This is a genomic window from Streptomyces sp. CLCI03, assembly GCF_053615355.1.
On the sequence record NZ_CM132132.1, the window covers coordinates 1,919,428 to 1,945,096 of the forward strand.

Genomic DNA, 25,669 nt, shown 5'->3' on the forward strand with positions numbered 1-25,669 from the left:
CCCCGCCGTGACGCAGCCGTTTCAACTGCCGGATTTCTATGTGCCCTATCCGGCACGACTGAACCCCCACCTGGAGCACGCGCGGGCCCACACCAAGCGGTGGGCGCGCGGCTTCGGGATGCTGGAGGGTTCGGGCGTCTGGGAGGAGAGCGACCTCGACTCGCACGACTACGCGCTGCTCTGCGCGTACACCCACCCCGACTGCGACCGCGACGCGCTCGCTCTGGTCACCGACTGGTACGTGTGGGTGTTCTTCTTCGACGACCACTTCCTGGAGATGTACAAGCGCTCGCAGGACCGTGACGGTGCCAAGCGGTACCTGGACCGGCTCGCGGCCTTCATGCCCATGGACCTGTCCGACGGGTTCCCCGAGCCGACCAACCCGGTGGAGGCCGGGCTCGCGGACCTCTGGGCGCGGACGGTCCCCGCGATGTCCGCGGACTGGCGGGAACGGTTCTCCTTGTCCACGAAGAACCTTCTCGACGAGTCCATGTGGGAGCTCGCCAACATCAACATCGGGCGTGTGGCGAACCCGCTGGAATACATCGAGATGCGCCGCAAGGTGGGCGGCGCCCCCTGGTCGGCCGGCCTGATCGAGTACGTGTGCGCCGAAGTGCCCGCACGCGTCGCGCACTCGCGCCCGCTCGGCGTGCTGCGCGACGCCTTCGCCGACGCCGTGCACATCAGGAACGACCTCTTCTCCTACGAGCGGGAGGTCGCCGACGAGGGCGAACTCTCCAATGCCGTGCTGGTGTTGGAGACCTTCCTGGGCTGCACCACCCAGGAGGCCGCCGAGGCCTCCAACGACCTGCTCACCTCCCGCCTCCACCAGTTCGAGCAGACCGCGATCGGCGAGCTCCCCCTGCTCTTCGCCGACCACGCGCTGGACCCGACGGAGATCGCGGCCGTCCTCGCCTACGCCAAGGGCTTGCAGGACTGGCAGTCCGGCGGCCACGAGTGGCACATGGTCTCCAGCCGCTACATGAACAAGGAGGCCAGGCCCACCGCCCCGGCGGCCCTGCCCTTCCAGCCGTCCGGGCTCGGCACCACCGCGCTCGATCTGCGGTCCGTGTTCACGCGGCGTTCGATGGAACTGCGGCACCGCTCCTTCACGCACGTCCCCTTCGAGCGCACCGGTCCCTCGGTCGTCCCCGACATCTACATGCCGCACCGGCTCCGGATCAGCCCGCACCTGGCGCACGCGCGCGAGGAGTCCGTGGCCTGGTCCCGTCGAATGGGCCTGCTGGACCCGCAGCCCGGCGACCCCGGTTCGGCGATCTGGACCGAGGAGCGGCTGCGGGGCTTCGACTTCGCGCTCTGTTCGGCGGGCATCGACCCCGACGCGACGCCGCAGGAGCTGGCCCTCAACGCCTGCTGGCTGACCTGGGGCACGTACGGGGACGACTACTACCCGGTGGTCTTCGCCCAGGGCAGGAACCTTCCGGCGGCCAAGGCGACGACGGCCCGCCTGATCGCCATGATCCCGGTGGACCACGCCGAGCAGCCGGAGCCGGTGACCGCGATGGAGCGCGCGCTGGGCGATCTGTGGGTGCGTACGACCGCTGCGATGGCCGCCGAGCACCGTGCCGAGTTCCGGGCGACCTTGGTGAGCATGCTGGAGAGCTGGCTGTGGGAGGTGGACAACCAGATCCGCAACCGGGTCCCGGACCCGGTGGACTACGCGGAGATGCGCCGCCACACCTTCGGCAGCCACCTGACGATGTACCTGTGTCGGCTCGGGCACCGGGGCCGGGGCATCCCCGAGGAGATCTACGCCTCCGGGACCATCCGGTCCCTGGAGAACGCGGTCGCGGACGCCGCCTGCATGATCAACGACATCTACTCCTACCAGAAGGAGGTGGAGGTCGAGGGTGAGGTCCACAACTACATCCTGGTCGCCCGCACCTTCTTCGGCATCGACTACCCGCAGGCCCTGGGCATCTGTCATGAGCTGATGACCCGGCGCACCGAGGAGTTCGAGCACATCGTGGCGACGCAGCTGCCGCTGCTCTACGACGACTGGAAGCTCGACCGGCCGGCCCGGCAGGCCCTGGACGCGTACGTGGGAGAGCTGAAGGACTGGCACGCGGGCATCCTCAACTGGCATCAGAAGATCCGGCGTTACCGGCCGGAGGACCTGCACGCGCGGCCCGATCGGTTGGCCACCGCCGTCCTGGGCGCCGGCTTCGGGATGTCCGCCGCGCGGATCTCGCTGCCCGCCTGATCCCGGCGTTCGGGGGCGGCCGGCCCGACCGCCCCCGATGTGGCCCCGCGTCAGAACTCGTCCGCCGTGTGCGGCAGTACGGCCGTCCGCAGGGCCGCGTCCAGTGCCGCCGCCGAGCCGGGGGTGTGCTCCCGTACCAGCCCGGCGGCGACGAGTTCCTGGGCGCGGGTCCCACCGAGGTAGCAGGCGGCCAGTTCGCGCACGTCCAGGGCCAGGTCGGCGGCGGAGTCGGCGTGCTCGCACGTGGCCCCGTCCGGCCCGGCCGCCAGCCGGAACCGCCCGGCGTTGGCGGGCATGTGCGCGTCGTGCACCTCCAGCACGACGTCCACCGGCGCCGCCCAGGAGCGCTCCGTCAGCGCCGCCCGTACGTCGACCAGGCGCAGCCAGAGCGCGGGGAACTGCGAGGTGACCCGCACCTGGTCCCGGTCCGCGGCGAAGTGCAGCAGCGGGTCGTCCACGGGACGGCCCCACGCGCGGACCGTCCCGGTGAGGTCGAGGGAGGCCACGCACTCCCAGAGCGCGGCGGCGACGGCCGGGGTGTCGGCCTCCAGCTCGTCGACCCGGACCAGGCCGGGCACCCGGGCGGCTCCGGCGCCGTCCTCCGGCTTCGTGCGGTAGAGCACGTAGCCGGCGATGGGTCGGTCCGCCTCGCCGAGGACGATGATCCGCGGCGGGCTCAGTTCCTCGTCCTCCTCGTCCTGTTCGGCCAGCCACTCCTGGGACCAGCGCTCCGCGCTGCGGGTGGGGCGGCCGGCCCGGCCGGCGCGGGCGGCCTCGTGGAAGGGCCCGACCACGGCGACGGCCTCCTGCGGGTCGACCAGGCGCAGCGGGCGCCGGTCCGGGTCGATGCGCAGGGCCAGCGGGCGGGTGGAGTCGATCTCGATGGTGACGCCCGTGGTGGCGCTTCCGTAGCCGAAGCGCCCGTAGATCGCCGCCTCGGAGGCCCAGAGGGCGGCGAGCGGGCTGCCGGCGTCGGCGGTCCGCCGCAGCATCGCGGTCATCAGCCCGGTGAGCAGGCCGCGTCGGCGGTGGGTGGGGGCGACGCCGACGAAGGTGAGCCCGGGGCAGGGCAGGTCCGCCCCGGGCACCGAGAGCCGGAAGTCGTGCGCGGCCATGAAGCCGGCCAGGACCGTGCCGTCGTAGGCGCCGATCCGGTCGCAACGCGCGAGCAGGGCGTGGTGTCTCTCCCGGACCTCCTTCTCGGGCCGGTCGTGGAAGACCAGGTAGGCGAGCTCCAGAGCACGGTCGATGTCGGACTCGGGTACCTCGCGGATGTCCACCATGATCGCGAGACTAATCGGTCATCTCTGACCGGTCATCCCATAAGGGCCGCCGGCCATGGGTTTCCGGTCGCTCCGGCGGGCGAGTGGTACGACGGGCTGCGGTGCGGGACGGCCCGGCAGGAGTGGCGGGCCGTACGATCCAGGTGGACGCGCGGCACGGACCGGCCACGCCGCCGCCGTGTCCCGGGCTTCCGCCCACCCGCGTCCGTCCCGCCCCGCCCCCCCGCCCTGGAGAGGGAGCAGCCGCCATGGCTCGACTGCACTCCTACACCACCCGCGTGACCTGGACCGGAAACCTCGGCACCGGCACGAGTCACTACCGCGCCTACTCACGGGCCCACGAGGTGGCCGCCGGGGAACTGCCGGTGATCCTCGGCAGCTCCGACCCGACCTTCCACGGAGACGCCTCCCGCTGGAACCCCGAGCAACTGCTGCTCGCCGCCCTGTCCCAGTGCCACATGCTCTCCTACCTGCACTTCTGTACGCTGGGCGGCGTGGTGGTCACCTCCTACGTCGACGAGGCGGCCGGGACGATGGGCACGGCCGGGGACAGCGGGCGGTTCACGGAGGCCGTGGTGCGCCCCCGGATCACCGTCGGCGACGCGTCGATGGTGGACGCTGCGATCGCACTGCACGAGGAGGCCCACCGGGCCTGCTTCATCGCCAATTCGGTGAACTTCCCCGTCCGGTACGAGCCGACCGTGACGGTGGGCTGAGCGTCCGGGCCGGCCCGGTCCCGCCGCTCCCCGCCCCGGCCCGTCGGGCAGGACACCCGGTCGACATGGCCTACCGGGCGGCGGGGCCGGTCCAGCCGGTCGGGACGTGGCCGAGCCGGACGCGCTGCGGATGGTCGCCGACGGGTACGGAGACCCGCTTGGCGCCGGTGGCGAAGTCGATGGCCGTGACCCGGTCGGCGCCGCTCTCGGAGATCACGCAGGCGCTGCCGTCGCCGGAGACCGTGGCCCAGTACGGCTTGGCGGCGGGCACGAGCGGTCCTTCGGCGAGGGTGGCGCGGTCCACGACGGTCGCGTAGTCGTCCATGGTGCCCGCGATGCAGAGCTTCGCCCCGTCGGGGCTCATGGACATGCCGTGGTGGCGGGAGTCGTTGACCCAGGTGGTGCGGTCGGTGCTGGTGGCGGGATTCATCGGGAGGGTCTTGAGGCGGGTGATCCGGTCGGAGGGGACGTCGTACTCCAGGAAGCCGTTGAAGAAGGACACCTGGAAGTAGAGCTTCGACTCGTCGGGGCTGAAGGACACCGGTCGGACGGCGTCGGACAGGTCGCGGCGGCCGAAGGCGTCGAGCCGCTCCCGCATGTCGATCACCCGGACGGTGCGGAAGGTCTGCGCGTCGACGACGGTGATCTTGCGGTCGCCCTTCGTCCAGTCCAACCAGGGCGCGTCCAGGGCGGTGTTCACCTCGCCGATGGAGCTGTTCCACAGGAAGCGGCCGTCCCGGGTGAAGGTGTTCTCGTGCGGCTTGTCCCCGGTGCCGAAGGAGCCGACCTGTCGCCCGGTGGTGATGTCCAGGACGTGCACGGTGTTGGAGGTGGAGGCCGAGACGGCGACGCGGGTCCCGTCCGGCGAGACCGCCATGTGGTCGGAGCGGAATCCGGAGACGGGGAAGCGCCAGTTGACGCGTCCGGTGGCCACGTCGATGGACACGACGTCGGCGAAGCTGGGGCGGGAGACGACGACGGCGGAGCCGTCCGGGGTGGTGAACATGTCGTCGACGAACTGGTCGTGCCCCTCGCCCGCGCTCTCGCGGATGCCCAGGAAGAAGGCGAGCTTCACGGGGTTGAGGTAGATCTCGCGCAGCCGGTCCGCCTTGTCGGGGATCACGTCGATCCGGCCGACCTTGGCGAGGTCGCCGGTGGAGGCGAGGACGTCGGCGGTCCCCTCCCAGTTGTTCCCGACGAAGAACACCTCGCGCAGGCCGTCGCCCGGAGCGGCCGCGGGCGCGGGCGCCGCCGGGGCCGGGGTGAAGGCGGTGAGCAGGGTGGCCGCGGCCAGCAGGCCGAGGGTTCGCACGGTACGCAACATCCGCTCAACTCCGGTACGGGGAAGGGATGGAGAGGGTGCCTCCTCTTACCGGCGGGTAAGATAGGGGGAACGTCGAAAGGGCGCAACCCCCACGGGGTGCGCCCTTTTCTCACGTTCGGCCGTCACGCCTTCAGGCGACGGAGCCGATCCGGTCGAGCATCGTGTGCGAGAGGTCCGGGTGGATCGGGATGTGCGCGCCGGTCAGGGACACGCCGGTGCCGCCGCGGCGGTTCGCGACGATCTCGGCGGCGATGGACAGCGCGGTCTCCTCCGGGGAGCGGGCGCCGAGGTCCAGGCCGATCGGGGAGCGCAGCCGGGCCAGTTCGAGCTCGGTCACCCCGACCTGGCGCAGTCGCTCGTTGCGGTCCTCGTGGGTGCGGCGGGAGCCCATGGCGCCGACGTAGGCGACGGGCAGTCGCAGGGCCAGTTCGAGGAGCGGGACGTCGAACTTGGCGTCGTGGGTGAGCACGCACAGGACGGTCCGGCCGTCCACGGCCGTGCCCTCCAGGTAGCGGTGGGGCCAGTCGACGACGATCTCGTCCGCCTCGGGGAAGCGGGTCTTCGTCGCGAAGACGGGCCGCGCGTCGCACACGGTCACCCGGTAGCCGAGGAACTTGCCGATCCGTACGAGGGCGGAGGCGAAGTCGATGGCACCGAAGACGATCATCCGCGGGGGCGGGACGCTGGACTCGACGAGGACCTTCAGCGGCTCGCCGCAGAGCCTGCCGTCGGCGCCGATCTCCAGCACGCCGGTCCGTCCGGCGTCGAGCATGGCGCGGGCCTCCTCGGCGACGGTCCGGTCCAGCTCGGGGTGTCCGCCGAGGCCGCCCTGGTGGGCGCCTTCGGTACGGACGAACACGGCGCGGCCCATGAGCTCGGCCGGGCCCTGCGCGACGCGGGCCACCGCCGCGGCCTCGCCGCGGGCGGCGGCGGCCAGCCCGGCCGCGAGGACCTCCCGTGCGGGAGAGCCCACGCGGACCGGGGTGACCAGGATGTCGATGATTCCGCCGCAGGTCAGGCCCACGGTGAAAGCGTCGTCGTCGCTGTACCCGAAGCGCTCGTGGACGGTTTCGCCGTCCTCCAGCGCCTGCCGGCACAGCTCGTAGACCGCACCTTCCACACATCCACCGGAGACCGACCCGATGGCCGTGCCCTCGCTGTCGACGGCGAGAGCGGCCCCGGGCTGCCGGGGCGCGCTCCCGCCGACCGCGACCACGGTGGCGACGGCGAAGTCACGCCCCTGCTCGACCCACCGGTTCAGCTCTTCGGCGATGTCCAGCATGGGGGCCTCCTCGGAGGTTCGGTTCCAGTATCGGATACGCGCGGCGGTCGCGCGGATCGGCTACGTGGAGGTGCGGTCACGTGGTGAGTCGGATGGTTCCGGGTCAGCCGACCCCGAGCCAGTGCTCGATCGGGTTCAGGGCGAAGAACACCACGAAGATCGCGGTCAGTGCCCACATGAAGCCGCCGATCTCCCGGGCCTTGCCCTGAGCGATCTTGATGGCGACGTAGGAGATGACACCGGCGGCGACACCGGCCGTGATCGAGTACGTGAACGGCATGATCACGACGGTCAGGAAGACCGGGATCGCGGTCGCGCTGTCGGCCCAGTCCACGTGGCGGGCGTTCTGCATCATCATCGCGCCGATGACGACCAGGGCCGCGGAGGCGACCTCACCCGGGACGATCTGCGTGATCGGGGTGAAGAAGAGGCAGGCGGCGAAGAACAGGCCGGTGACCACGGAGGCGAGGCCCGTACGGGCACCCTCGCCGACACCGGTCGCGGACTCGACGAAGACGGTCTGGCCGGAGCCGCCCGCGACGCCACCGATGGCGCCACCGGCGCCGTCGATGAAGAGCGCCTTGGACAGGCCCGGCATGCGGCCCTTGTCGTCGGCCAGCTTTGCCTCGGTACCGACACCGATGATGGTGGCCATGGCGTCGAAGAAGCCGGCGAGCACCAGCGTGAAGACGATCATGCCGACCGTCATGTAGCCGACGTCGCCCCAGCCGCCGAAGGAGACGTCACCGAAGAGCGAGAAGTTCGGCATCGAGACCGCGGAGCCGTCCAGCGTCGGCGGGCCGTTCTTCCAGGCCTTCGGGTCGATGTCCACGACGGCGTTGAGGATCGCGGCCAGGACGGTACCGCCGACGATGCCGATCAGGATCGCGCCGGGCACCTTGCGGGCCTGGAGCATGAAGATGGCGATCAGGGTGATGCAGAAGAGCAGCACGGGCCAACCGGACAGCTCGCCGACCGCACCGAGCTGGACGGGGGGACCGAACTCCGGACCCTTGCCGACGAAGCCGGCCTTGAAGAAGCCGATCAGGGCGACGAAGAGGCCGATGCCCATGGTGATGGCGTGCTTGAGCGCGAGGGGGATCGCGTTCATGATCATCTCTCGGAGGCCGGTGACGACCAGGAGACAGATCACGACACCGTAGACCACACACATGCCCATGGCCTGCGGCCAGGTCATCTGGGGGGCCACCTGCGAGGCCAGCACGCCGGACACGGAGAGACCGGCGGCGAGGGCGAGCGGCACCTTGCCGACGAAGCCCATGAGGAGCGTCGTGACGGCGGCGGCGAACGCGGTGGCGGTGATGATCGCCGATCCGTCCATCACCGTGCCGGCGACGTCCTTGCCCGACAGGAGCAGGGGGTTGAGCAGGAGGATGTACGCCATCGCCATGAAGGTCGTGATACCGCCACGGACCTCGTTGCCGACGTTGGACCCTCTGTGCGTTATGTGGAAATACCGGTCGAGCCAGGACCGTCCGGCGGGCGGCTGGGAGCCGTCGCCGGCGTCCTCCGCGGTGGTCTTGGGCTCTACTGACGATTGGGTCATGGTGCCTAACTCCCAAGGTTCAAAGGGGCACCCGCTTGGAGATTGGAGACGCGGGATTTGGGATGCTGCGTTTGGCTGCACGACCCGGGGTGACGGCCCGAGGCGACGCGAATGTTCACTGCGTTTACTGCGGGTAGCGCGGGGGTGACCGCTGGTACTACGAGGGTTCTTGCAGGGGTACTGCCAGGTGAAGGGACCGCGAGCGGTGCGGTACTTCGTACGTCCTCCGGGCGGTGTGGCGTGAAGTGTGACGTTCCCATGCACACCGCCCGGAGAGTCTGAGGGGTCCGGAGCCTCACGGCCCCCGGACCACGCCGTCCTAGAGGGTCCCGGTAAGGGCTTCCGGACGGATCGGCGTCTTGTCGATCTCCAGACCCGTCGCCTGCCGGATCGCCGCGATGACGGCCGGGGTGGACGAGAGGGTCGGGGCCTCGCCCATACCGCGCAGGCCGTAGGGGGCCTTCGGGTCGGCGAGCTCCAGGACGTCGACCGGGATGGTCGGGGTGTCCAGGATGGTCGGGATCAGGTAGTCCGTGAAGGAGGGGTTGCGCACCTTCGCGGTCTTCGGGTCCACGATGATCTCTTCCATGATCGCGACGCCCAGACCCTGGGTGGTACCACCCTGGATCTGACCGACCACGGAAAGCATGTTGAGCGCCTTGCCGACGTCCTGCGCGGTCGCCAGCTCGACGACCTTGACCAGGCCGAGCTCGGTGTCCACCTCGACGACCGCGCGGTGCGCGGCGAAGGTGTACTGGACGTGGCCGTTGCCCTGGCCGGTGACCAGGTCGAAGGGCTCGGTCGGCGCGTGCCTGAATTCGAGTTCGAGGTCGATGGCCTCGTCGCCCAGGATGTCGGCGATGTCCGCGAGGACCTCGCCGCCGTCGGTGACGACCTTGCCGCCTTCGAGGAGCAGCTCGGCCGTGGCCCACGCCGGGTGGTACGAGCCGTTCTTGCGGCGGCCGATCTCCAGCAGGGCCTCGCGGACGGCCTCGCAGGTGTTCTTCACCGCGCCACCGGTCATGTACGTCTGCCGGGAGGCGGACGTGGAACCGGCGGAGCCGACCTGGGTGTCGGCCGGGTGGATGGTCACCTGCGTGACGCCGAGCTCGGTACGGGCGATCTGCGTGTGGACGGTGATACCGCCCTGGCCGACCTCCGCCATGGCCGTGTGGACCATCGCGACGGGCTCGCCGTTGATGACCTCCAGGCGCACGCGGGCGGTGGAGTAGTCGTCGAAGCCCTCGGAGAAGCCGACGTTCTTGATGCCGACCGCGTAGCCGACGCCGCGCACGACGCCCTCGCCGTGGGTGGTGTTGGAGAGGCCACCGGGCAGCGCGCGCACGTCCGCGCTCTCGCCGGCGGACTCCCACTGGCGCTCCGGCGGCAGCGGGCGGGCCTTGACCCGGCGCAGCAGCTCGGCGACCGGCGCCGGGGAGTCCACGACCTGGCCGGTGGGCATGATCGTGCCCTGCTCCATCGCGTTCAGCTGACGGAACTCCACCGGGTCCATGCCCAGCTTCGCCGCGAGCTTGTCCATCTGGGCCTCGTAGGCGAAGCAGGCCTGGACGGCGCCGAAGCCGCGCATCGCGCCACAGGGCGGGTTGTTCGTGTAGAGCGCGATCGCCTCGATGTCCACGTCCTCCAGGACGTACGGACCCACCGAGAGGGAGGAGGCGTTGCCCACGACCGCCGGGGAGGCGGACGCGTACGCCCCGCCGTCCAGGACGATCCTGCACTTCATGTGCGTGAGCTTGCCGTCCTTGGTGGCGCCGTGCTCGTAGTGGAGCTTCGCCGGGTGACGGTGCACGTGGCCGAAGAAGGACTCGAACCGGTTGTAGACGATCTTGACCGGCTTGTTCGTGGCCAGGGCCAGGAGGCAGGCGTGGATCTGCATCGAGATGTCCTCGCGGCCACCGAAGGCTCCGCCGACGCCCGAGAGCGTCATGCGGACCTTCTCCTCGGGGAGACCGAGGACGGGGGCGATCTGCTTGAGGTCCGAGTGCAGCCACTGGGTGGCGACGTACAGCTCGACGCCGCCGTCCTCGGAGGGCACGGCCAGACCGGACTCCGGGCCGAGGAAGGCCTGGTCCTGCATGCCGAAGGTGTACTCGCCCTCGACGATGACGTCGGCGCGCTTGCGCGCCTCCTCCACGTTGCCGCGGATGATCGGCTGGCGGTGCACGATGTTCGGGTGCGGGACGTGACCGATGTGGTGGTCGTCGCGGTTCTCGTGGATCAGGGGCGCGTCGGGGGCGAGCGCGGAGGCCTCGTCCGTGACGAGCGGCAGCTCACGGTAGTCGATCTTGATCTTGGCGGCGGCGCGGCGGGCGGTCTCCGGGTGGTCGGCGGCCACGAGGGCGACCGGCTCACCGTGGTGACGCACCCGGCCGTCGGCGAGCACCGGGGTGTCCTGGATCTCCAGGCCGTAGTTCTTCATCTCGGCCGGCAGGTCGTCGTACGTCAGGACCGCGTACACGCCGGGCATGGCGAGCGCCTCGGAGACGTCGATGGAGACGATCTCGGCGTGGGCGACGGTGCTGCGCAGCGTCTGGCCCCAGAGCATGTCCTCGTGCCACATGTCCGAGGAGTACGCGAACTCGCCGGTGACCTTGAGGGTGCCGTCCGGGCGGAGAATCGATTCGCCGATGCCGCCCTTGGTGTGCTTCTGGGTGACGTTCGTCGGCGTACCGGCGGGCACGGTGCGGGTGTTCTGCGCCATGATCAGACCGCCTCTGACTGACGGGCGGCCGCGAGGCGGACCGCGTCGAGGATCTTCTCGTAACCCGTGCAGCGGCAGAGGTTGCCGGACAGGGCCTCACGGATGTCCTGGTCGGACGGGGAGGAGTTCTCCTCCAGGAGCGCGTCCGCCTGGATCAGCAGACCCGGGGTGCAGAAACCGCACTGGACGGCGCCGGCGTCGATGAACGCCTGCTGGACGGTGGAGAGCTCCACGCCCTCGCCGGTCTGCGAGTCAGCCGCTCGACCGGACCCGTGCGCCTGCCACCGCTTGGCCGCGTCCAGGGACACGCCCTTGCCGCCGCAGCCGCCGCCGGTACCGCAGGCACCGCCGTGGCCGTGCTCGTCACGCTGCTTGGAGAAGTCCGCCAGGCCCTCGACGGTCACGACGTCGCGACCCTCGACCTGACCGGCCGCCACCAGACACGAACAGACCGGCACGCCGTCGAGACGGACGGTGCAGGAACCGCACTCGCCCTGCTCACAGGCGTTCTTGGAGCCCGGCAGGCCCAGGCGCTCACGCAGGACGTAGAGGAGGGACTCGCCCTCCCACACGTCGTCGGCTTCCTGCTGACGGCCGTTGACCGTGAAATTGACGCGCATGATTACGCAGCCCCTTCGAGCGAGCGGCCGTTGCCGGTACCGCGGTACTGCTCCCAGGTCCAGACGAGCTGGCGGCGAGCCATGATGCCGACCGCGTGACGGCGGTACTTCGCCGTGCCGCGGACGTCGTCGATCGGGTTGGCCGCGCCGGAGGCGAGATCACCGAACTGCTTGGCGATCGACGGGGTGATGACCTTGCCGGACTCCCAGAAGCCACCCTCTTCGAGCGCGGCGTTCAAGAACTCCTCGGCGACCTTCGCCCGGATCGGGGTCGGCGCGGCCGAACCGATTCCAGTGCGGACCGTGCGGGTCCCGGGGTGCAGGGCCAGACCGAACGCGCAGACCGCGATGACCATCGCGTTGCGGGAGCCGACCTTGGAGTACTGCTGGGGGCCGTCCGCCGTCCTGATGTGAACGGTCTTGATGAGCTCGTCGGCGGCGAGCGCGTTGCGCTTCACCCCCGTGTAGAACTCGTCGATCGGGATGAGGCGCGAGCCGCGTACGGATTCCACCTCGACCTCGGCGCCCGCCGCGAGCAGCGCGGGGTGCGAGTCGCCGGCCGGCGAGGCGCAACCGAGGTTGCCGCCGACACCGCCGCGGTTACGGATCTGCGGGGACGCGACCGTGTGCGAGGCGAGCGCGAGTCCCGGAAGCTCCGTGCGGAGGTTCTCCATGATCTGTGTGTACGTGACGGAGGCGCCCAGACGGACCACGTCCTCGCCGACCTCCCATTCCCGCAGCAGACCGATGCGGTTCAGGTCCAGGAGGTACTCGGGCCGACGGTGGTCGAAGTTGATCTCGACCATCACGTCGGTACCACCCGCGATCGGCACGGCCGAGGGGAACTCGGCCTTGGCGGCGAGTGCCTCCTCCCAGCTTGCGGGGCGAAGGAAGTCCATGAGCGGCTCTCTTCTTCTTCATCGTGTCGTTTACTTCAAGCCAGGAAGCCTGCGAGTCCTCGACTGGTCGTTCACGTGCTGTTAACGCGGTGTGGACCCAGTACACAAGCCGCTCGCCCCCGGGTGCAGTCACTGAAACCATGAAGGAGTTGGCTGACGGCCTCCCTCGTCTTGTAGATTCGTATGAAAGGCAGGATGCGACGACCTGCCCGATTTCCAACGGCAACATTCGAGACAGATCGGCGGCGACATCATGCGGCTGCGCGCACTGCTGGAAACCGAGGCGCTGGGGCTGCGGCTGCTCGGCGGCGAGGGTGAACTCGACCGGACGGTCCGCGGGGTCATGACGACCGACCTACGCGATCCCAGCCGATATCTGTCGGGGGGCGAACTGGTCCTGACCGGCCTGGCCTGGAGACGAAATTCAGCCGACTCCGAGCCATTCGTACGAATCCTGGCGAGCGCGGGCGTCGCCGGGCTCGCCGCGGGCGAGGCCGAACTCCAGGCCATTCCGGATGATCTTGTTTCGGCCTGTGTGCGCAATCGGCTGCCGCTGTTCGCCGTGAACGAGGACGTTGCATTCGCCACGATCACGGAGTACGTCGTCCGGCAGGTCTCGGGCGAGCGCGCCGGAGACCTCGCGGCCGTCGTGGACCGACACCGCCGGCTGATGACCTCGGGTCCGGCCGGCGGCGGCCCCGACGTGGTGCTCGATCTGCTCACCACCGACCTCGATCTCCGGGCCTGGGTGCTGTCCCCCACCGGCCGACAGATCGCCGGGGCCGGTGAGCCGCTGGCGCCGGGCGTGTGCGCAGCACTGGCGAGCGAGCACCTTGCGGCGGTCCGGACGGGCCGTAGGGGGCCGCATCGGATCTCCATCCAGGGTATTACCTACTCCCTCTTCCCGATCAGGGGACACGGGCGCGGAGCCGCCGGTCCGGGCACCCGTGACGTGCGCGAGACGGTGCTCTCGGACTGGCTGCTGGCGGTCGAGGCGGACGCGGGCGACTGGCCCGCCGAGCGCCTCGACCTGCTGCAGGGCGTCACCCAGCTGATCGCCGTGGAGCGGGACCGGCGCGACGCGGCCCGCACCGTGCGTCGCCGTCTCGCACAAGAGGTGCTCGAACTGGTCCAGACGGGTGCCCCGCCCGCCGAGATCGCCGCCCGTCTGCGGGTCGCGGCCCCGGTCCTGCTGCCCGGCCTGGGCGCCGCCCCGCACTGGCAGGTCGTCGTGGCCCGGGTGGACTGGGAAGGCGGGGACATCCCCGGCGGCCCGGTGGCCCAGTCGCTGCTGGAGGAGATCCTCGTCGACCCGTCCGTCTCGGGGCCCGAGCCCTCGGACCGGATCGCGGTCGCCCATGCGGGTGACGAGGCCATCGCCCTGGTCCCGCTGCCCTCGCTCTCCGGGGACGCCGGGGAGGACAAGGGCCCGGACTCCGCCCTGCACGCCGACGAGCTGCTCGCGACCGTACGGGACCCCCTCGCCGCCGGTCTGGCCGACGACGGCCGGCTCACGCTGGGCGTCAGCGCGGCCGTGCACTCCGCCGAGGGGCTGCGCGGGGCGCTGGAGGAGGCCCGGCACGCCCGCCGGGTGGCCGCGGCGCGCCCGGGCCGGGTCTGCGCGGCCGGCCACCACGAGCTGGCCTCGCACGTGCTGCTGCTGCCGTTCGTCCCGGACGACGTCCGCCGCGCCTTCACGGCCCGGCTGCTGGACCCGCTGCGGGACTACGACCGGCGCCACCGCGCGGAGCTGATCCCGACGCTGGAGGCGTTCCTCGACTGCGACGGTTCCTGGACCCGCTGTGCGACGCGGTTGCACTTGCACGTCAACACGTTGCGCTACCGCGTCGGGCGAATCGAGCAGTTGACGTCGCGGGACCTTTCCCGGCTGGAGGACAAGCTCGACTTCTTCCTGGCACTGCGGATGAGCTGAGAAGATCCGCCCCGGGGCCGCGGGGTTCGGCCACGGGGCGGCTGATGATCCGTCCGGACTTTGTGAAAGAGTTCACCCAACCCCTTGGCCGAGGCCCTGAATCCGTGCTCTCATTTCGCCCCAGGGCTCAACGATGTGCTGCTTGCATGCTTTGGGGAGGGCAATGTGGCGGACACCGCCATGTCGGGTGCCGGAACAACCGGAGGAGACGACCCCCTCCAGCGGGCGATATGGCGGCTGCGCTCGCGCGGCTGTTGGACGGACGCGGCGGCGCTGCTGACGCCGCACGTCGGCAAGGCCGGCAGCGCCGAAGCCGCGGTGCAGCGGACCGCGCTGCTGGTGGAGCGCTGCCTGTTCACCGGGCAGGGCTGGGCCGAGGCCGAGGACGCCTTGCGGATCGCCGAGGCGGTCTCCCAGGACGACGACGACCGGGGCGCGGCCGCGTGCGAACGGGGCCAGCTGGCGTACGCCGCCACCGTGCTCGGCGTACGCGACCGGGCCGACGAGGCCCGCTCCGCGCTGGGCCGGGCCGCGGCCCTGCTGTCCCCGAACTCCCGGACCCGCCCGCTGCTGGACTTCCGGCGGGGGCTCGTCGCCGAGCACCTGGCGGACGCGCCCCAGTCGGCCCGGCCCGCCTACCACCGGGCCCACGCGGGGGCGGAGGCGCACGGGGACACCCTGCTGCTGTCCTTCACCTGGCGGCACCTGGCCGCGTTGGCCCTGCGGGACGGGGAGGTGGCCGAGGCCCGCAAGGGCTTCGCCGAGTCCCTGCGCATCCGGGAGGACCTGGGCTTCCTGATCGGCACGGCGCCCGCGCTGGCGGCGCTGGCCGAGGCCGAACCGGAACCGGAGGCCACCCGGCTGCGCGCCGAGGCCCGCCGCCTGTTCCACCTGCTGGGCGGCATCCCCACCTGGCTGGCGGACCAACTCCACCACCCGACCCCGTCGCCTGCTGCGTAGCTTCCGGTACCCGCACGGCGCTCCGCGCCCGCGCCTCGAACGCCGGCGGGGCTGAAAGGGAGGCGCGGGGCAGGGGTCGGGGACCGGTCAGGCCGGGGAGCCCGCGAAGTGTTCGCGGACCAGGGACTCCACCACCGGGAGGTCCCGCGCGATCAGCGCCTCCAACAGTGCCGCATGCTCCGCCGCGTCGGCGACGAGATCGGCCCGCCGGACCCGCGGAGCGCCCGGCAGGGGCCACTGGGCCCGGCGGTGGAGTTCCTCCGCCACCTGCACCAGCTGATCGTTGCCGGCCAGTCGCAGCACCGCCCGGTGGAAGCCCCGGTCCGCCTCCGCGTACCCCGGCAGGTCACCGGCGGCCGCCGCCTCGGCCGTGGCCGCGGCCGCCGGGCGCAGGGCCTCCCAGTCGGCCGCGGGCACCGTGCGGGCCAGCCGGAGCATGACGGGGACTTCGAGGAGCGCCCGTACCTCGGCCAGCTCGGAGCGTTGCCTCGGGGTGCGCGAGAGCACGCGGAAGCCCCGGTTCGGGAGGCATTCCACCGCCCCCTCCACGGCCAGCTGCTGCATCGCCTCGCGCACCGGGGTCGCGGAGACCCCGAACCGCTCCCCCAGGGCCGGGCCCGAGTAGATCTCCCCGGGCACCAGCTCTCCGTCGATCAGGGCCGCGCGCAGCGCGTCGAGCACCTGACCGCGCACCGAATGGCGCAACACCTTCTGCCTTTGTGCGGGTACCCGGGCGTGGGCCGTTTCGTGCACGCGGTCCTCCTCCGGGTCTCGACCTGCCCTTGAGAATAAGTGACGTGACTCGCCGGTAGGGGTGCGGATCGATCCGAATCAGGTAAGGTAAGGCTAACCTGTTAACGATCGTGTGATTCTGTGATTCGGTGGCCCGTCATGACCGTCACGACCTTTCCGGCTGTCACATCCGCCCCGTCCGGCTCTGCGGTGACGGATGCGTTCGCCAGGCTGGCCGAGGCGTACAGCGGGTTGCGGGTGAACGAGCGAACCGCTGACGAACCCCTCCCTCGCGGTGCGGGATGGGTCGGCGCGGACGAGCTCGCCGCCGGCGGGCCGGCCTTGGACGCCTTCCTCGCCTGGGACAACGCCCAGGTCCTGAGGGACTACGGGACCCAGGCCCGACCCGATGTGATCGCGGGCTTCGGGCTGCACCGGTACGCCTGGCCGGCCTGCCTGCTGATCACCCTCCCGTGGTTCCTGCACCGGCGGGTCCCACGGTTCCCGGTCACCGAGGTGGCCTTCCACCGGACCCTCGGACGGCTCAGCGTGCGCGTCGGGGAATTCGCCTGCCTGCCGGACGATCCGGCGGCCGCACTCCCGGGGGCGCGTGTCGTGCCCGACGAGGAGGCGCTGCGCGAGGAGGTGCGGGCCGCGGTGGCCCAGCACCTCGGACCGCTGCTGGAAGGCTTCGGCCCGCGCATGCGGCGTGGCCGCCGCGCCCTGTGGGGCATGGTGACCGACGAGGTCGTCGAGAGCCTCTGGTACATCGGCAACCTGCTCGGCGAGGAGCAGCGCGCCATGGCCGAGCTGGAGGCGCTGCTGCCCGGCTCGACCGCCCCGTACACCGGGGGCGCGGGCTTCCGTACGCTCACCGGACCCGAGGGCGAGGAGCTGCCCACGCGGGACCGGGCCGGCTGCTGCTTCTTCTACACCATCCGCCCCGAGGACACCTGTGTCACCTGTCCCCGGACCTGTGACGCCGACCGCGTCGCCCGCCTCGCGGCGACCGCCGCCTGAACCCACCCCGTACGACTGACCGTAATCGAACGCAACTCAGTCTGTACGGTCTCCAGTTCGAGTCACAACACCCTATCCGGCGGGCCCCTCCCCCCGATGGCGTCGACTTGCCCCGAAACCCGCGTGCACGGCACACCGGCTACGCCACTATGGCGCCCGGAAAGCCGCACAGCCGCATACGCGAGGCAAGGGACATCCGCATGAGACTGACCGACATATCGCTGGACTGGCTGCTGCCCGGCAGCCTGCTGATCCTGGGCGTACTTGCGGCAGTTGCGGTACTGGCCCGTGGCAAGCGCGAGAGCGAGAAGGCCGCGGCCGACGACAGCTGGGAGCGCAGCGAGGAACGGCGGCGGCGCAAGGAAGCCGTCTACGGGACCGCTTCGTACGTCCTGTTGTTCTGCTGCGCGGCGGTCGCCGCCGCGCTCTCCTTCCACGGACTGGTCGGGTTCGGCCGGCAGAACCTCAACCTCACCGGAGGCTGGGAGTACCTGGTCCCCTTCGGCCTCGACGGCGCCGCGATGTTCTGCTCGGTGCTCGCCGTGCGCGAAGCCAGCCACGGCGACGCGGCCCTCGGTTCGCGCATGCTCGTCTGGCTGTTCGCGGGCGCGGCCGCGTGGTTCAACTGGGTGCACGCCCCGCGGGGCATGGGCCACGACGGAGCCCCGCAGTTCTTCGCGGGGATGTCGCTCTCGGCGGCCGTCCTCTTCGACCGCGCCCTCAAGCAGACCCGCCGGGCGGCGCTGCGCGAACAGGGCCTGATCCCGCGGCCGTTGCCCCAGATCCGGATGGTCCGCTGGCTGCGGGCCCCCCGGGAGACCTTCGGCGCCTGGTCGCTCATGCTGCTGGAAGGGGTGCGCACCCTCGACGAGGCCGTGGACGAGGTGCGCGAGGACAAGAAGGAGCGGGAGCAGGACCGGCACCGCAGGCGCGATCAGAACCGGCTGGACCGGGCGCGCATCAAGGCGCTGGGCCGGCAGAACCGGGCGTTCGGGCGGTCCCGCGGCCGCCAGGTCGAGCTCCCGGAACTGACGCAGGGAGCGGGCTCCGCGCCGGTCGGCGCGGAGCCGGCCATACCGGAAACAGGACAACTGCCCCTACGACGCCGGCCCTCCCTGCAAGCCGTCAACCGAACCGAACCCACTGACGTGACCGGCGCCCGGACGGTGGACCTCACCGCCGAGGACGACACCCAGACCATTCCCCGGCTGGACTCGCTGGAGCGCAAACTGAAGGATCTGGAGCAGCAGTTCGGCTGACCCGGTCCGTGAAATTCGGGGAAACCCCGTGGGGCCCGCCTGTTCAGGCGGGCCCTGCGTCATGCCGTGCGTCGAGCTCGAACCACACCACCTTGCCGCTGCCCAGGGCGAGCGCGTCCACGCCCCAGTCGTCGGCGAGTTCCTGTACCAGCACGAGTCCCCGGCCGTGCGTACCGTCGTCGGCGGTCGGTACGTACGGCCGGGGACGGCGTGCGGCGTAGTCCCGGACCTCCACGCGTAAGCGGGTGGCGGTGAGGCTCGCGTGCACCTCGGCACCCCGGTCGGTATGGACGAGCGCGTTGGTGACGAGCTCGGTGATCAACAGTTCGGCCACCTCGGCGGCGTCGGTCCGGCATCGGTGGCGCATCAACTCCCGCAGAGCCCGCCGGACTTCGCCGACCGCCTTCAGGTCGGCCCGGCGTACGCTCCGGGTGATCCGTAGCGTGTCCACCGGTTCCCCGTCCCCGTCGGCGGACGGCTCACGCGGCACCGGCCTCCCTCTCCCCCACAACTTCCCGGTCTTCGCCCCCACCCGCACGGCGATGTCCCTCCCGTGTCCTTGCTCTCGAACAGGTCTACGGGATGCATGCCCCCCGGGCGGTTCCGCACTCCTGCGGGCTTACGGGCGGGGCACGTCGCGGGGGTCGGAACGAGGCGTCCGGATCATGCGTTCCACTCCTGCGTCCCCCACGACCCTGCCGACGGACCGTACGAATCCGGTCACCGTTCCGGCACCGGTCCTCGGAGGAATCGACAGGCGACCAGGTCCGTGGCCACGTCCGCCGGAGCGGGTCCCCGGTGCCGGACCGCGCCCTTCACAGCCCTCGTGAGCTGCTGGGGCCGCTCCACGCGGACCCCGTACGCACCGGCCGCACCGCGAGGGCCACGCAGGCCGGGTTCCTGATCGTCGCCCCCAGGAGGGCAGGCCGGAAACCGACGCCTCCGACTCGGCCGTTCCGAGCGATGAGTTGTCGAAGAGGACCACTTCGGTGGGCGGGCCGTACTGCACCAGGGGGAGGAAATCTCCCACCGGCATCGAGAAACCACCATCGCCCGAGATCGACACCCCTTGACGGTTCCGGTCGGTGAAGGAGCCTACGATGCGCCCTTGCCGTTCGGGGAAAGATAGCGCGTCGCCCCCACCTTGCACATGTCGGCGGCGACGGCGAGAACGGCGGTCCGACCGGAACCGGCGGCCCGACCGACTTCACCCGAATGGAGTAATCAAACGCGCCACCCACATGGGTGAAGATCAAGCTGAGTAGTGCCCCAACCGAGCAATCCGTGAAAGGGAAACCATATGCGCATTCGACGAATCTTCGCCGCCGTCATCGCCACGGCAGCCCTCGCCGGACTCGGCCTCACCGGCGCTGCCGCCGCGTCCGCCGCCCCTACCACCCCCACCGTCGCGGTCACCGAGAACCCCACCCCTGGTGAGTGCATCGACGGTGGCGGAAAGGTCGGGGCGAACAACATCTGCGAGGGCGGAACGCGCAACGGGGAGCTGGTCGACTGAATCTCACGGTGCGCCCCGCGGCCACGCGCCGCGGGGCGCACCGGCGTGAGCAGGCTGCGTCGACGGGACACCGGGGCCACGGGTGCTCCGGTCACGCCTCCCAGACGGCGGCGGCCGTGCGGTCGTCGGCGTAGCCCTTGAGGCGGAGCTGGGTGTCCGCGAGGAAGGCCGCGAGACCCGGCGGCTCCTGGTCGGCCCAGCGCGCGGCGAGCTCCGCCGGGAGGGCGGCCTCCTCCCGCATCGGTTCCGCCAGGCCCCCGGAGCACAGCAGCAGGGTGTCCCCCGGCCGGGCCACGGCGGCCCGGAAGCGGAAACCGCCCTCGGTGCCGTCGCCGCCCTCCTTGTCCTCGGCCGACCCGGCGGGCTCCAGGTCCTGCCACCGGCCCGAGCGGAGCCGGAACAGCCCGCCCGCGCCGGCGCCGAAGCACACCCGGGTGCGGCACTGCGGGTCGACCGGGAGCAGCAGCCCGCGCAGCCCGGCGGTGTACGCCGACTCCGCGAGGCCGAGCTCGGCGGCGCGGGCCCGCAGGCGCCCGTAGCCGCGGTCGGTGAGGCGCTGGAGGCCCGACCGCAGGGCGTCGCGGTGCCCGGCGCGGATGTCCTCGGCCAGCCTGTCCTGGCTGCGCCCCACGGCGGAGGCGACGGTGCGGCACAGTTCGGCGGCGGCCTCGGCGGCACCGGGGGCGGCCCGGTCCCCGCCCGCGAGGGCCACCAGGATCAGCGCGTCGTCGCCGCTGCCGAAGCGGGCGGTGAGCAGGAAGTCGCGGCGGGCCTCGCCGCGGTAGCGGGCGGAGTCCCCGCGCAGGGAGGCGGCGCGCAGGGTGTAGCTGCCGTAGCGGGCGCCCTCCAGGACGGTGTCCGGGGTCAGCGCGTCGAGGGCGGCCGGGTCGGCGGGTGGGAGGGCTCCCGGTTCGGGGGCGTACGTGGGGGCGCGGTCGCCGAGGTGCGAGACCGCGGGCCGCACGGCCTCGGGTCCGGCCGCCACCGGCCCGGGCCCCTGCTCGGCCCGTTCTCCGGGCCCGGCCTCGGGATCGGCCTCAGGATCGGTCTCCCGCTCGGGCTCGGCGACGGGCGCCTGTCGCGGCGCCGGATCGAACCAGGCCTCCGGGCTCGGCGCCTCCGGGTGCCGTACCGGCAGCTCGGGTCCGCGCACCGGTGGTACGTCCACGCCCCCGAGCGCGTACCCGGTCGCGTCGCCCGCCCGGGGATCGCGCGGCGGCGGGAGGCTGGGCAGGGTCGGGGTGGGCACCGGCTCCCCCTGCCGGGGGCCGGGCAGCAGCGGCTCCGGGGCGCGCGGCGGCTGCGGCGGGCCCTGGTCGGGTGCGAGGTCCGGTGCCGGGCCCGTGGCAGGGGCCGTGCCCGACGCCACGGCCGGTGCGGTGGCCGGTGCGGTGGCCGGTGCGGTGGCCGGTGCCGGGTCGGTCGTCACCCCCGCCGCCGAACGGAACCGGTTGTCCAGGGTGTCCCCCGGGTCGGGTTCCGCTCCCGCGTCCGGGCCCTCGTAGAGCTTCTGCCACCAGTCGTCCGCGCCCTGCTGACTCATGGCTTCATTCTCGGCCCCCCATGGGGGCGGAAAACGCCGAATGCGGGAAAAGGGTCCACCGGACCGCGGTCCGGTGAACCCCTCCCGTTCCCGTCGTACGGATCAGCGCACGTCGTACGCGCGCACGACCGTCTGGGTGACCGTGGCGCCCTCCGCGTCGGTCAGTTCGACCATCAGCGACACGGGCCTGCCGGACGCTCCGGCGTGGTCGACGACGGCGCTCCACCGGCCGCCGCGCTCGCTCACCGTCGCCTGCGTCCAGTGCTCGCCGTCGTAGGAGTACGACAGCTTCGCCGACTTCAGCGCGCCGGGCGTGTAGCCCGCGTGGCCGGTGACGCCGAGCCCGATGCTCAGGCCGTTCGCCGCCGCGACCGTCTTCGTCCCGTCCAGCGGGGCCGTGTACCGCGGGAAGAGGATCCCGAGCCCCTGCGAGTACGCCGACGCGTCGAGCTTCGAGGTGAAGCCCCAGGTGGTCCGCACCGCGGTGGAGCGCTGCCAGACGCGGGCGGGCGGGCCGATCTTCTCGATGGACTGGGTCAGTTCGTAGCGGCCCTCCTCGGCGGGCACCTCGAAGACCCCGAACGGGTACCAGCTCTCCCCGACGACCTCCCCGCCCCGCTTGAGCTCCAGTGAGCCGATGTCGCCGAAGGAGCCCGGCTGGGCGGCGTGGGCGCTGTCGCCCCACATGGCGGGGGCGAAGCCGATCAGGTTGCCCTGCCGCTCGGCGGCCAGGGTCTCCCGGCCCGCCACGTCGCGCGGCGCCACGGGGCCGGTGACCCCGTCGTACCAGGTGGCGGTGGTCCGCTGCCCCTTGGTGTAGGCGCGCTGCTCGCCGACCATGAACTCGCCCCAGGGGAAGCTGCTGGAGAGCAGCTGGTCCCAGGCGGTGTCGCCGGCGGAGTGGTACTCGGTGCGCGTCCCCGGGGCGGCGACGGTCTCGATGCCTCCGAAGTACACGGCGGTGCCGATCGGCCGGTAGGCGCCGGCCAGGTCGATGAAGTCGGCGGCCACGCCCATGGAGTGGTAAGTGGATTCGGTCCGGCCGAGGTCGCGGTCGCGCACCCGGTGGGTGCGGCCGCCCGTGACCTCTCCCTTCTCGGGGAGGGCGAGGGAGTAGACGTACGGGCTGTTCGCCTCGGCCTTCCAGGACAGGGCGACCTTGCCGGTCACGAGCCGGGCCAGCAGGGCCTTCGCCTCGGCGGCCTCGATGGTCAGCGCGGGCAGCGCGCCGCCCGCGTAGCCGGTGGATCCGGTCCAGCGGCCGGGGGTGTCGCGGTGGGCGAGGACCGCCTTGGCGCCGGCGTCCCGTGCGTTCCGCGCGACCTCGTGGAGCGAGCCGTCGACCGCCTTCACGAGGACGACCGCGTCCTTCGCGCCCGCCGCGGCGAGTTCCTCGGGGGTGCCGGAGCCGGCGTCGACCAGCGGGGCGCCGCCGGTTCCGTCGAGGTTGTCGCTGCCGGTGGACGCGGTGATCGGGTGCAGGACCGGGCCGCCGACGACCTTCAGCTCGGAGACGAGCGGCGCGGCCGCCCGCCAGTAGGAGGCGAACTCGAACGCGCCCTCCTTCGCACGGCCTTCGACGGAGGCGTAGAAACCGCGGATGGTGCGGCCGCCCATGGCGGTGCCCGCGTGCAGCCACACGTCGTCCCAACTGCGGGCGAATCCGAGGGTGGTGTTGCGGGCCTCGATCGGCCGGTCGGCGGCGATGTCCAGGCGCCCGGCCTTACGGGCGTCCAGGACGACGGTGGTGTCCTTCTTCAACTCGATCTGGGGGCGGCCGAGATAGGTGAGGGAGTCGAGCAGCCTGTCCCCCTCTGCCGCGCCCGCGTCGGGGGTGGCGACGAAGGCGGAGAGGAAGTACGCGCCGGGGCGCACCCGGTAGACCTGGTCGGTGGCGCCCTCGTTGAAGCGGCGCTCGCCGGTGGCGTCGTCGGTGCCGATCACGTCCAGCGAGGAGGGACCGGCGGCCGGCTCGCCCGCACGGTCGACGAGCTTGACGCGCAGGGTCACCGTCTCGGGTTCGACGTAGAGCGAGAAGGGGGTGGAGACCCGTACGCCGTTCCCGGTGGCGACGACGCGGCCGGTGAGGTCCCCGTACTGGGAGCGTTCAAGCTTCGCCGCCGGGTCGAGGGCGAGCGGAACCCTGGTGGTGGCGCCGGCCGGGACGGTGACCGTACGCCGTTCCAGGCGGGCCACCTGGGCGCGGACGGGCGAGCCGTCGTTGCCGGTGACCTTCTCGACGGCCAGGTTCAGGGTGACGGGGGTCCTGCCGGTGTTGGTGTAGGGGACCTCGACGGTGGTGCGGTCGCTGCGGTCCTGCGGCCAGCTGTACGTGCCGCCCTGGACGGCGGGCGCACCGGTCACGGTGGCGTCGAGGGCGGCCTTCACGTCGAGGCGGCCGGCACCGGTCTCCCGTACGTCCCCGGGGACCGCGGTGGCTGCGGAGCCGACGAGGGCGGCCTTGATCTGCTGCGCGCTCCAGTCGGGGTGGCGCTGCTTGACGACGGCGGCGGCGCCCGCGACGTGCGGGGTGGCCATCGAGGTGCCGGACATCGACCGGTACGCGTACACCCCGCGGCCGCCCGCCGCGGCGGCGGAGATCCCGACGCCGGGGGCGGCGATCTCGGGCTTGAGGGTGTGCTGGAGGCCGGCCGGGCCGCGGCTGGAGAAGGTGGCCGTGGTGTCGTCGCGGTCGACGGCGCCCACGGTCAGGACGGAGGGGGCGCACCCGGGTGAGGAGACCGTGTTGTTGCCGGGGCCGGTGTTGCCGGCGGCGACGACGAACAGCGGGCCCTGCTGGGAGAGTCGTTCGGCGGCGGCGGCCAGCGGGTCGTCACAGGCCGTCCGCGAGGGATCGCCGAGGCTCATGGAGACCACGTCGGCCTTGGCCTGCACGGCCCACTCCATGCCGGCGATGATCCACGAGTCGAGTCCGTAGCCCGCGTCGTCGAGCACCTTGCCGCTGAGGAGTTCGGCGCCGGGGGCCACGCCCTTCTTGGCTCCGCCGCTCTCGGCGCCGGAGCCGCCGACGGTGGAGATGGTGTGGGTGCCGTGCCCCTGCCGGTCCGCGTCGGTGTCGGAGTCGGTGAAGTTCTTCGAGGCGGTGACCCGGCCCCTGAGGTCGGGGTGGTCCAGGTCGGTGCCGGTGTCGAGGACGGCGACCTTGGTGCCCTTGCCGTCGTACCCGGCGGCCCAGGCGGCGGTGGCTCCGACCTGCTTCGTGGACCGCTCCAGGTTCGCCCGGACCTTGCCGTCCAGCCACAGCTTCTTCAGTCCGCCCGAGACGGAGCGCGCGCGGGCGTCCGTACCGGTGACGTCGGACCAGAAGGCGGCGGCCTGCTCCTTGTCGGCGGCGAGGGCGACGGCGCCGATGGAGCCGAGGACGAGGGAGCGGTCGGCGCCGCGGGGCGTGGGCGGGGCGCTGCGTGCCACGTTCACGGATCCGTCGTAGACCGCGATGAGCGGCAGCTTCTCGGTGTGCGCGTCGTCGTAGCCCTGCCGGACCAGGCCGGTGACGTTGAACAGCTCGGGGTCGACCGTGCCGGCGGCGAGGGCCCGCACCGCGGCTTCGGGGTAGACGTACAGGTCCTGGCCGGACTGCCGGGTCTGTACGAGCGGTTGCGAGCCGTCCGTGCGGGGCATCGCGGTGGCGGCGGTGCGACCGGCCGCGTCGGTGGAGACCAGGATCCGGTCGCCGGTGACCAGGGTCACCGTGACCGGGGTGGTCGGCTGCTTTCCGGCGGCCTCGCTTCCGACGAGCGGTCTCTTCCCCGCTCCGGGCGCTCCGTCGGCCGGCTGCGCGGCCGTCGGGCCGACGGCGGTGACGGCCAGGACGGCCGCGGTGGCCGCCCCGAGTGCCGTACGCGATATCGGACGCATCGCTCTCCCCAGGTGAATTCCGGCCAACTGCTGCGTTGCACGACGAAAGCGCCGCGTAAATGGCTTCCGGCCGGCGGATGTTGGTGCTGCGGTGGCGTCACCTTGGCAGAGTGGCGGCAGGTGCGGCGATGATGTCCGCGGCGGGTTTGCGCCGTGGCCGCTTCCCGCCAGGCGCGTGTCGAAAGGTGGG

19 protein-coding genes are annotated in these 25,669 nt (G+C 71.9%); 7 read left to right on the top strand and 12 right to left on the bottom strand.

Annotation, left to right across the window (positions count from 1 at the left end; translation table 11 throughout):
• The first annotated feature begins 7 nt into the window (after positions 1 to 7).
• On the top strand, positions 8 to 2,224 hold the full coding sequence (locus ACWG52_RS08740; protein ID WP_389813879.1) for a terpene synthase family protein: 2,217 nt from the start codon (positions 8 to 10) through the stop codon (positions 2,222 to 2,224).
• Positions 2,225 to 2,274: 50 nt separating this feature from the next.
• Here the strand turns inward: ACWG52_RS08740 and ACWG52_RS08745 are convergent, their stop codons facing one another.
• Positions 2,275 to 3,507 (bottom strand): GNAT family N-acetyltransferase, encoded by a 1,233-nt coding sequence (locus ACWG52_RS08745; protein WP_389813877.1) that lies wholly within the window; start codon positions 3,505 to 3,507, stop codon positions 2,275 to 2,277.
• A 248-nt stretch (positions 3,508 to 3,755) separates the two neighbouring features.
• On the opposite strand from ACWG52_RS08745, the gene ACWG52_RS08750 reads away from it, so the two are divergent.
• The gene (locus ACWG52_RS08750) at positions 3,756 to 4,223 is read left to right on the top strand and encodes an OsmC family protein (protein WP_389813874.1); all 468 of its coding nucleotides are present in this window, start codon (positions 3,756 to 3,758) and stop codon (positions 4,221 to 4,223) included.
• Between the two features lie 70 nt (positions 4,224 to 4,293).
• On the opposite strand, the gene ACWG52_RS08755 is transcribed toward ACWG52_RS08750, so the two are convergent.
• From ACWG52_RS08755 to ACWG52_RS08780, 6 genes are all read right to left on the bottom strand, one after another.
• Positions 4,294 to 5,547: a YncE family protein gene (locus ACWG52_RS08755; protein WP_389813871.1), complete on the bottom strand. Its 1,254-nt coding sequence runs from the start codon at positions 5,545 to 5,547 to the stop codon at positions 4,294 to 4,296.
• A gap of 130 nt (positions 5,548 to 5,677) precedes the next feature.
• Positions 5,678 to 6,829: an XdhC family protein gene (locus ACWG52_RS08760; RefSeq protein WP_389813868.1), complete on the bottom strand. Its 1,152-nt coding sequence runs from the start codon at positions 6,827 to 6,829 to the stop codon at positions 5,678 to 5,680.
• 103 nt (positions 6,830 to 6,932) lie between these two features.
• Positions 6,933 to 8,396, bottom strand: a complete 1,464-nt coding sequence (locus tag ACWG52_RS08765; RefSeq protein WP_375942060.1) for an NCS2 family permease — start codon at positions 8,394 to 8,396, stop codon at positions 6,933 to 6,935.
• Between the two features lie 319 nt (positions 8,397 to 8,715).
• Positions 8,716 to 11,118, bottom strand: a complete 2,403-nt coding sequence (gene pucD, locus ACWG52_RS08770; protein ID WP_390137118.1) for a xanthine dehydrogenase subunit D — start codon at positions 11,116 to 11,118, stop codon at positions 8,716 to 8,718.
• A 2-nt stretch (positions 11,119 to 11,120) separates the two neighbouring features.
• Complete coding sequence (locus tag ACWG52_RS08775) at positions 11,121 to 11,738, bottom strand: (2Fe-2S)-binding protein (protein ID WP_389813861.1); 618 nt, start codon at positions 11,736 to 11,738, stop codon at positions 11,121 to 11,123.
• A 2-nt stretch (positions 11,739 to 11,740) separates the two neighbouring features.
• Positions 11,741 to 12,637: an FAD binding domain-containing protein gene (locus tag ACWG52_RS08780; RefSeq protein WP_389813858.1), complete on the bottom strand. Its 897-nt coding sequence runs from the start codon at positions 12,635 to 12,637 to the stop codon at positions 11,741 to 11,743.
• 253 nt (positions 12,638 to 12,890) lie between these two features.
• Between ACWG52_RS08780 and ACWG52_RS08785 the strand changes: the two genes are divergently transcribed.
• Positions 12,891 to 14,570, top strand: a complete 1,680-nt coding sequence (locus tag ACWG52_RS08785) for a PucR family transcriptional regulator (protein ID WP_389813855.1) — start codon at positions 12,891 to 12,893, stop codon at positions 14,568 to 14,570.
• 165 nt (positions 14,571 to 14,735) lie between these two features.
• A complete protein-coding gene (locus tag ACWG52_RS08790) occupies positions 14,736 to 15,530 on the top strand; it encodes a hypothetical protein (RefSeq protein WP_453128372.1) in 795 nt (264 codons plus the stop codon).
• An 87-nt stretch (positions 15,531 to 15,617) separates the two neighbouring features.
• On the opposite strand, the gene ACWG52_RS08795 is transcribed toward ACWG52_RS08790, so the two are convergent.
• Complete coding sequence (locus tag ACWG52_RS08795) at positions 15,618 to 16,352, bottom strand: GntR family transcriptional regulator (RefSeq protein WP_453129053.1); 735 nt, start codon at positions 16,350 to 16,352, stop codon at positions 15,618 to 15,620.
• Between the two features lie 69 nt (positions 16,353 to 16,421).
• On the opposite strand from ACWG52_RS08795, the gene ACWG52_RS08800 reads away from it, so the two are divergent.
• Both ACWG52_RS08800 and ACWG52_RS08805 read left to right on the top strand, forming a co-directional pair.
• Positions 16,422 to 17,282, top strand: coding sequence for a (2Fe-2S)-binding protein (locus tag ACWG52_RS08800; RefSeq protein ID WP_390137124.1), 861 nt, complete (start codon positions 16,422 to 16,424; stop codon positions 17,280 to 17,282).
• A gap of 200 nt (positions 17,283 to 17,482) precedes the next feature.
• Positions 17,483 to 18,541 carry a DUF2637 domain-containing protein gene (locus ACWG52_RS08805; RefSeq protein ID WP_161295620.1) on the top strand — a complete coding sequence of 353 codons (1,059 nt, stop codon included), beginning with the start codon at positions 17,483 to 17,485 and terminating at the stop codon, positions 18,539 to 18,541.
• Between the two features lie 43 nt (positions 18,542 to 18,584).
• Here ACWG52_RS08805 and ACWG52_RS08810 read toward each other — a convergent pair whose 3' ends face one another.
• Entirely contained in the window at positions 18,585 to 19,031 is a 447-nt protein-coding gene (locus ACWG52_RS08810; RefSeq protein ID WP_453128373.1) for an ATP-binding protein, read from the bottom strand.
• Positions 19,032 to 19,160: 129 nt separating this feature from the next.
• Positions 19,161 to 19,577, bottom strand: a complete 417-nt coding sequence (locus ACWG52_RS08815; RefSeq protein WP_389813846.1) for a hypothetical protein — start codon at positions 19,575 to 19,577, stop codon at positions 19,161 to 19,163.
• Positions 19,578 to 19,841: 264 nt separating this feature from the next.
• On the opposite strand from ACWG52_RS08815, the gene ACWG52_RS08820 reads away from it, so the two are divergent.
• Positions 19,842 to 20,057: a hypothetical protein gene (locus tag ACWG52_RS08820; RefSeq protein ID WP_033217977.1), complete on the top strand. Its 216-nt coding sequence runs from the start codon at positions 19,842 to 19,844 to the stop codon at positions 20,055 to 20,057.
• 91 nt (positions 20,058 to 20,148) lie between these two features.
• On the opposite strand, the gene ACWG52_RS08825 is transcribed toward ACWG52_RS08820, so the two are convergent.
• On the bottom strand, positions 20,149 to 21,600 hold the full coding sequence (locus ACWG52_RS08825; protein WP_453128376.1) for a protein phosphatase 2C domain-containing protein: 1,452 nt from the start codon (positions 21,598 to 21,600) through the stop codon (positions 20,149 to 20,151).
• A 102-nt stretch (positions 21,601 to 21,702) separates the two neighbouring features.
• A complete protein-coding gene (locus ACWG52_RS08830; RefSeq protein WP_453128378.1) occupies positions 21,703 to 25,479 on the bottom strand; it encodes a S8 family peptidase in 3,777 nt (1,258 codons plus the stop codon).
• Between the last annotated feature and the right edge of the window lie 190 nt (positions 25,480 to 25,669).

Coding starts and splice junctions, on each gene's coding strand:
- ACWG52_RS08800 (WP_390137124.1), top strand. CDS start 16,422: ATGACCGTCACGACCTTTCCGGCTGTCACATCCGCCCCGTCCGGCTCT.
- ACWG52_RS08825 (WP_453128376.1), bottom strand. CDS start 21,600: ATGAGTCAGCAGGGCGCGGACGACTGGTGGCAGAAGCTCTACGAGGGC.
- ACWG52_RS08815 (WP_389813846.1), bottom strand. CDS start 19,577: ATGCCGGTGGGAGATTTCCTCCCCCTGGTGCAGTACGGCCCGCCCACC.
- ACWG52_RS08745 (WP_389813877.1), bottom strand. CDS start 3,507: ATGGTGGACATCCGCGAGGTACCCGAGTCCGACATCGACCGTGCTCTG.
- ACWG52_RS08765 (WP_375942060.1), bottom strand. CDS start 8,396: ATGACCCAATCGTCAGTAGAGCCCAAGACCACCGCGGAGGACGCCGGC.
- ACWG52_RS08780 (WP_389813858.1), bottom strand. CDS start 12,637: ATGGACTTCCTTCGCCCCGCAAGCTGGGAGGAGGCACTCGCCGCCAAG.
- ACWG52_RS08805 (WP_161295620.1), top strand. CDS start 17,483: ATGAGACTGACCGACATATCGCTGGACTGGCTGCTGCCCGGCAGCCTG.
- ACWG52_RS08755 (WP_389813871.1), bottom strand. CDS start 5,547: ATGTTGCGTACCGTGCGAACCCTCGGCCTGCTGGCCGCGGCCACCCTG.
- ACWG52_RS08775 (WP_389813861.1), bottom strand. CDS start 11,738: ATGCGCGTCAATTTCACGGTCAACGGCCGTCAGCAGGAAGCCGACGAC.
- ACWG52_RS08785 (WP_389813855.1), top strand. CDS start 12,891: ATGCGGCTGCGCGCACTGCTGGAAACCGAGGCGCTGGGGCTGCGGCTG.
- pucD (WP_390137118.1), bottom strand. CDS start 11,118: ATGGCGCAGAACACCCGCACCGTGCCCGCCGGTACGCCGACGAACGTC.
- ACWG52_RS08820 (WP_033217977.1), top strand. CDS start 19,842: ATGCGCATTCGACGAATCTTCGCCGCCGTCATCGCCACGGCAGCCCTC.
- ACWG52_RS08830 (WP_453128378.1), bottom strand. CDS start 25,479: ATGCGTCCGATATCGCGTACGGCACTCGGGGCGGCCACCGCGGCCGTC.
- ACWG52_RS08760 (WP_389813868.1), bottom strand. CDS start 6,829: ATGCTGGACATCGCCGAAGAGCTGAACCGGTGGGTCGAGCAGGGGCGT.
- ACWG52_RS08750 (WP_389813874.1), top strand. CDS start 3,756: ATGGCTCGACTGCACTCCTACACCACCCGCGTGACCTGGACCGGAAAC.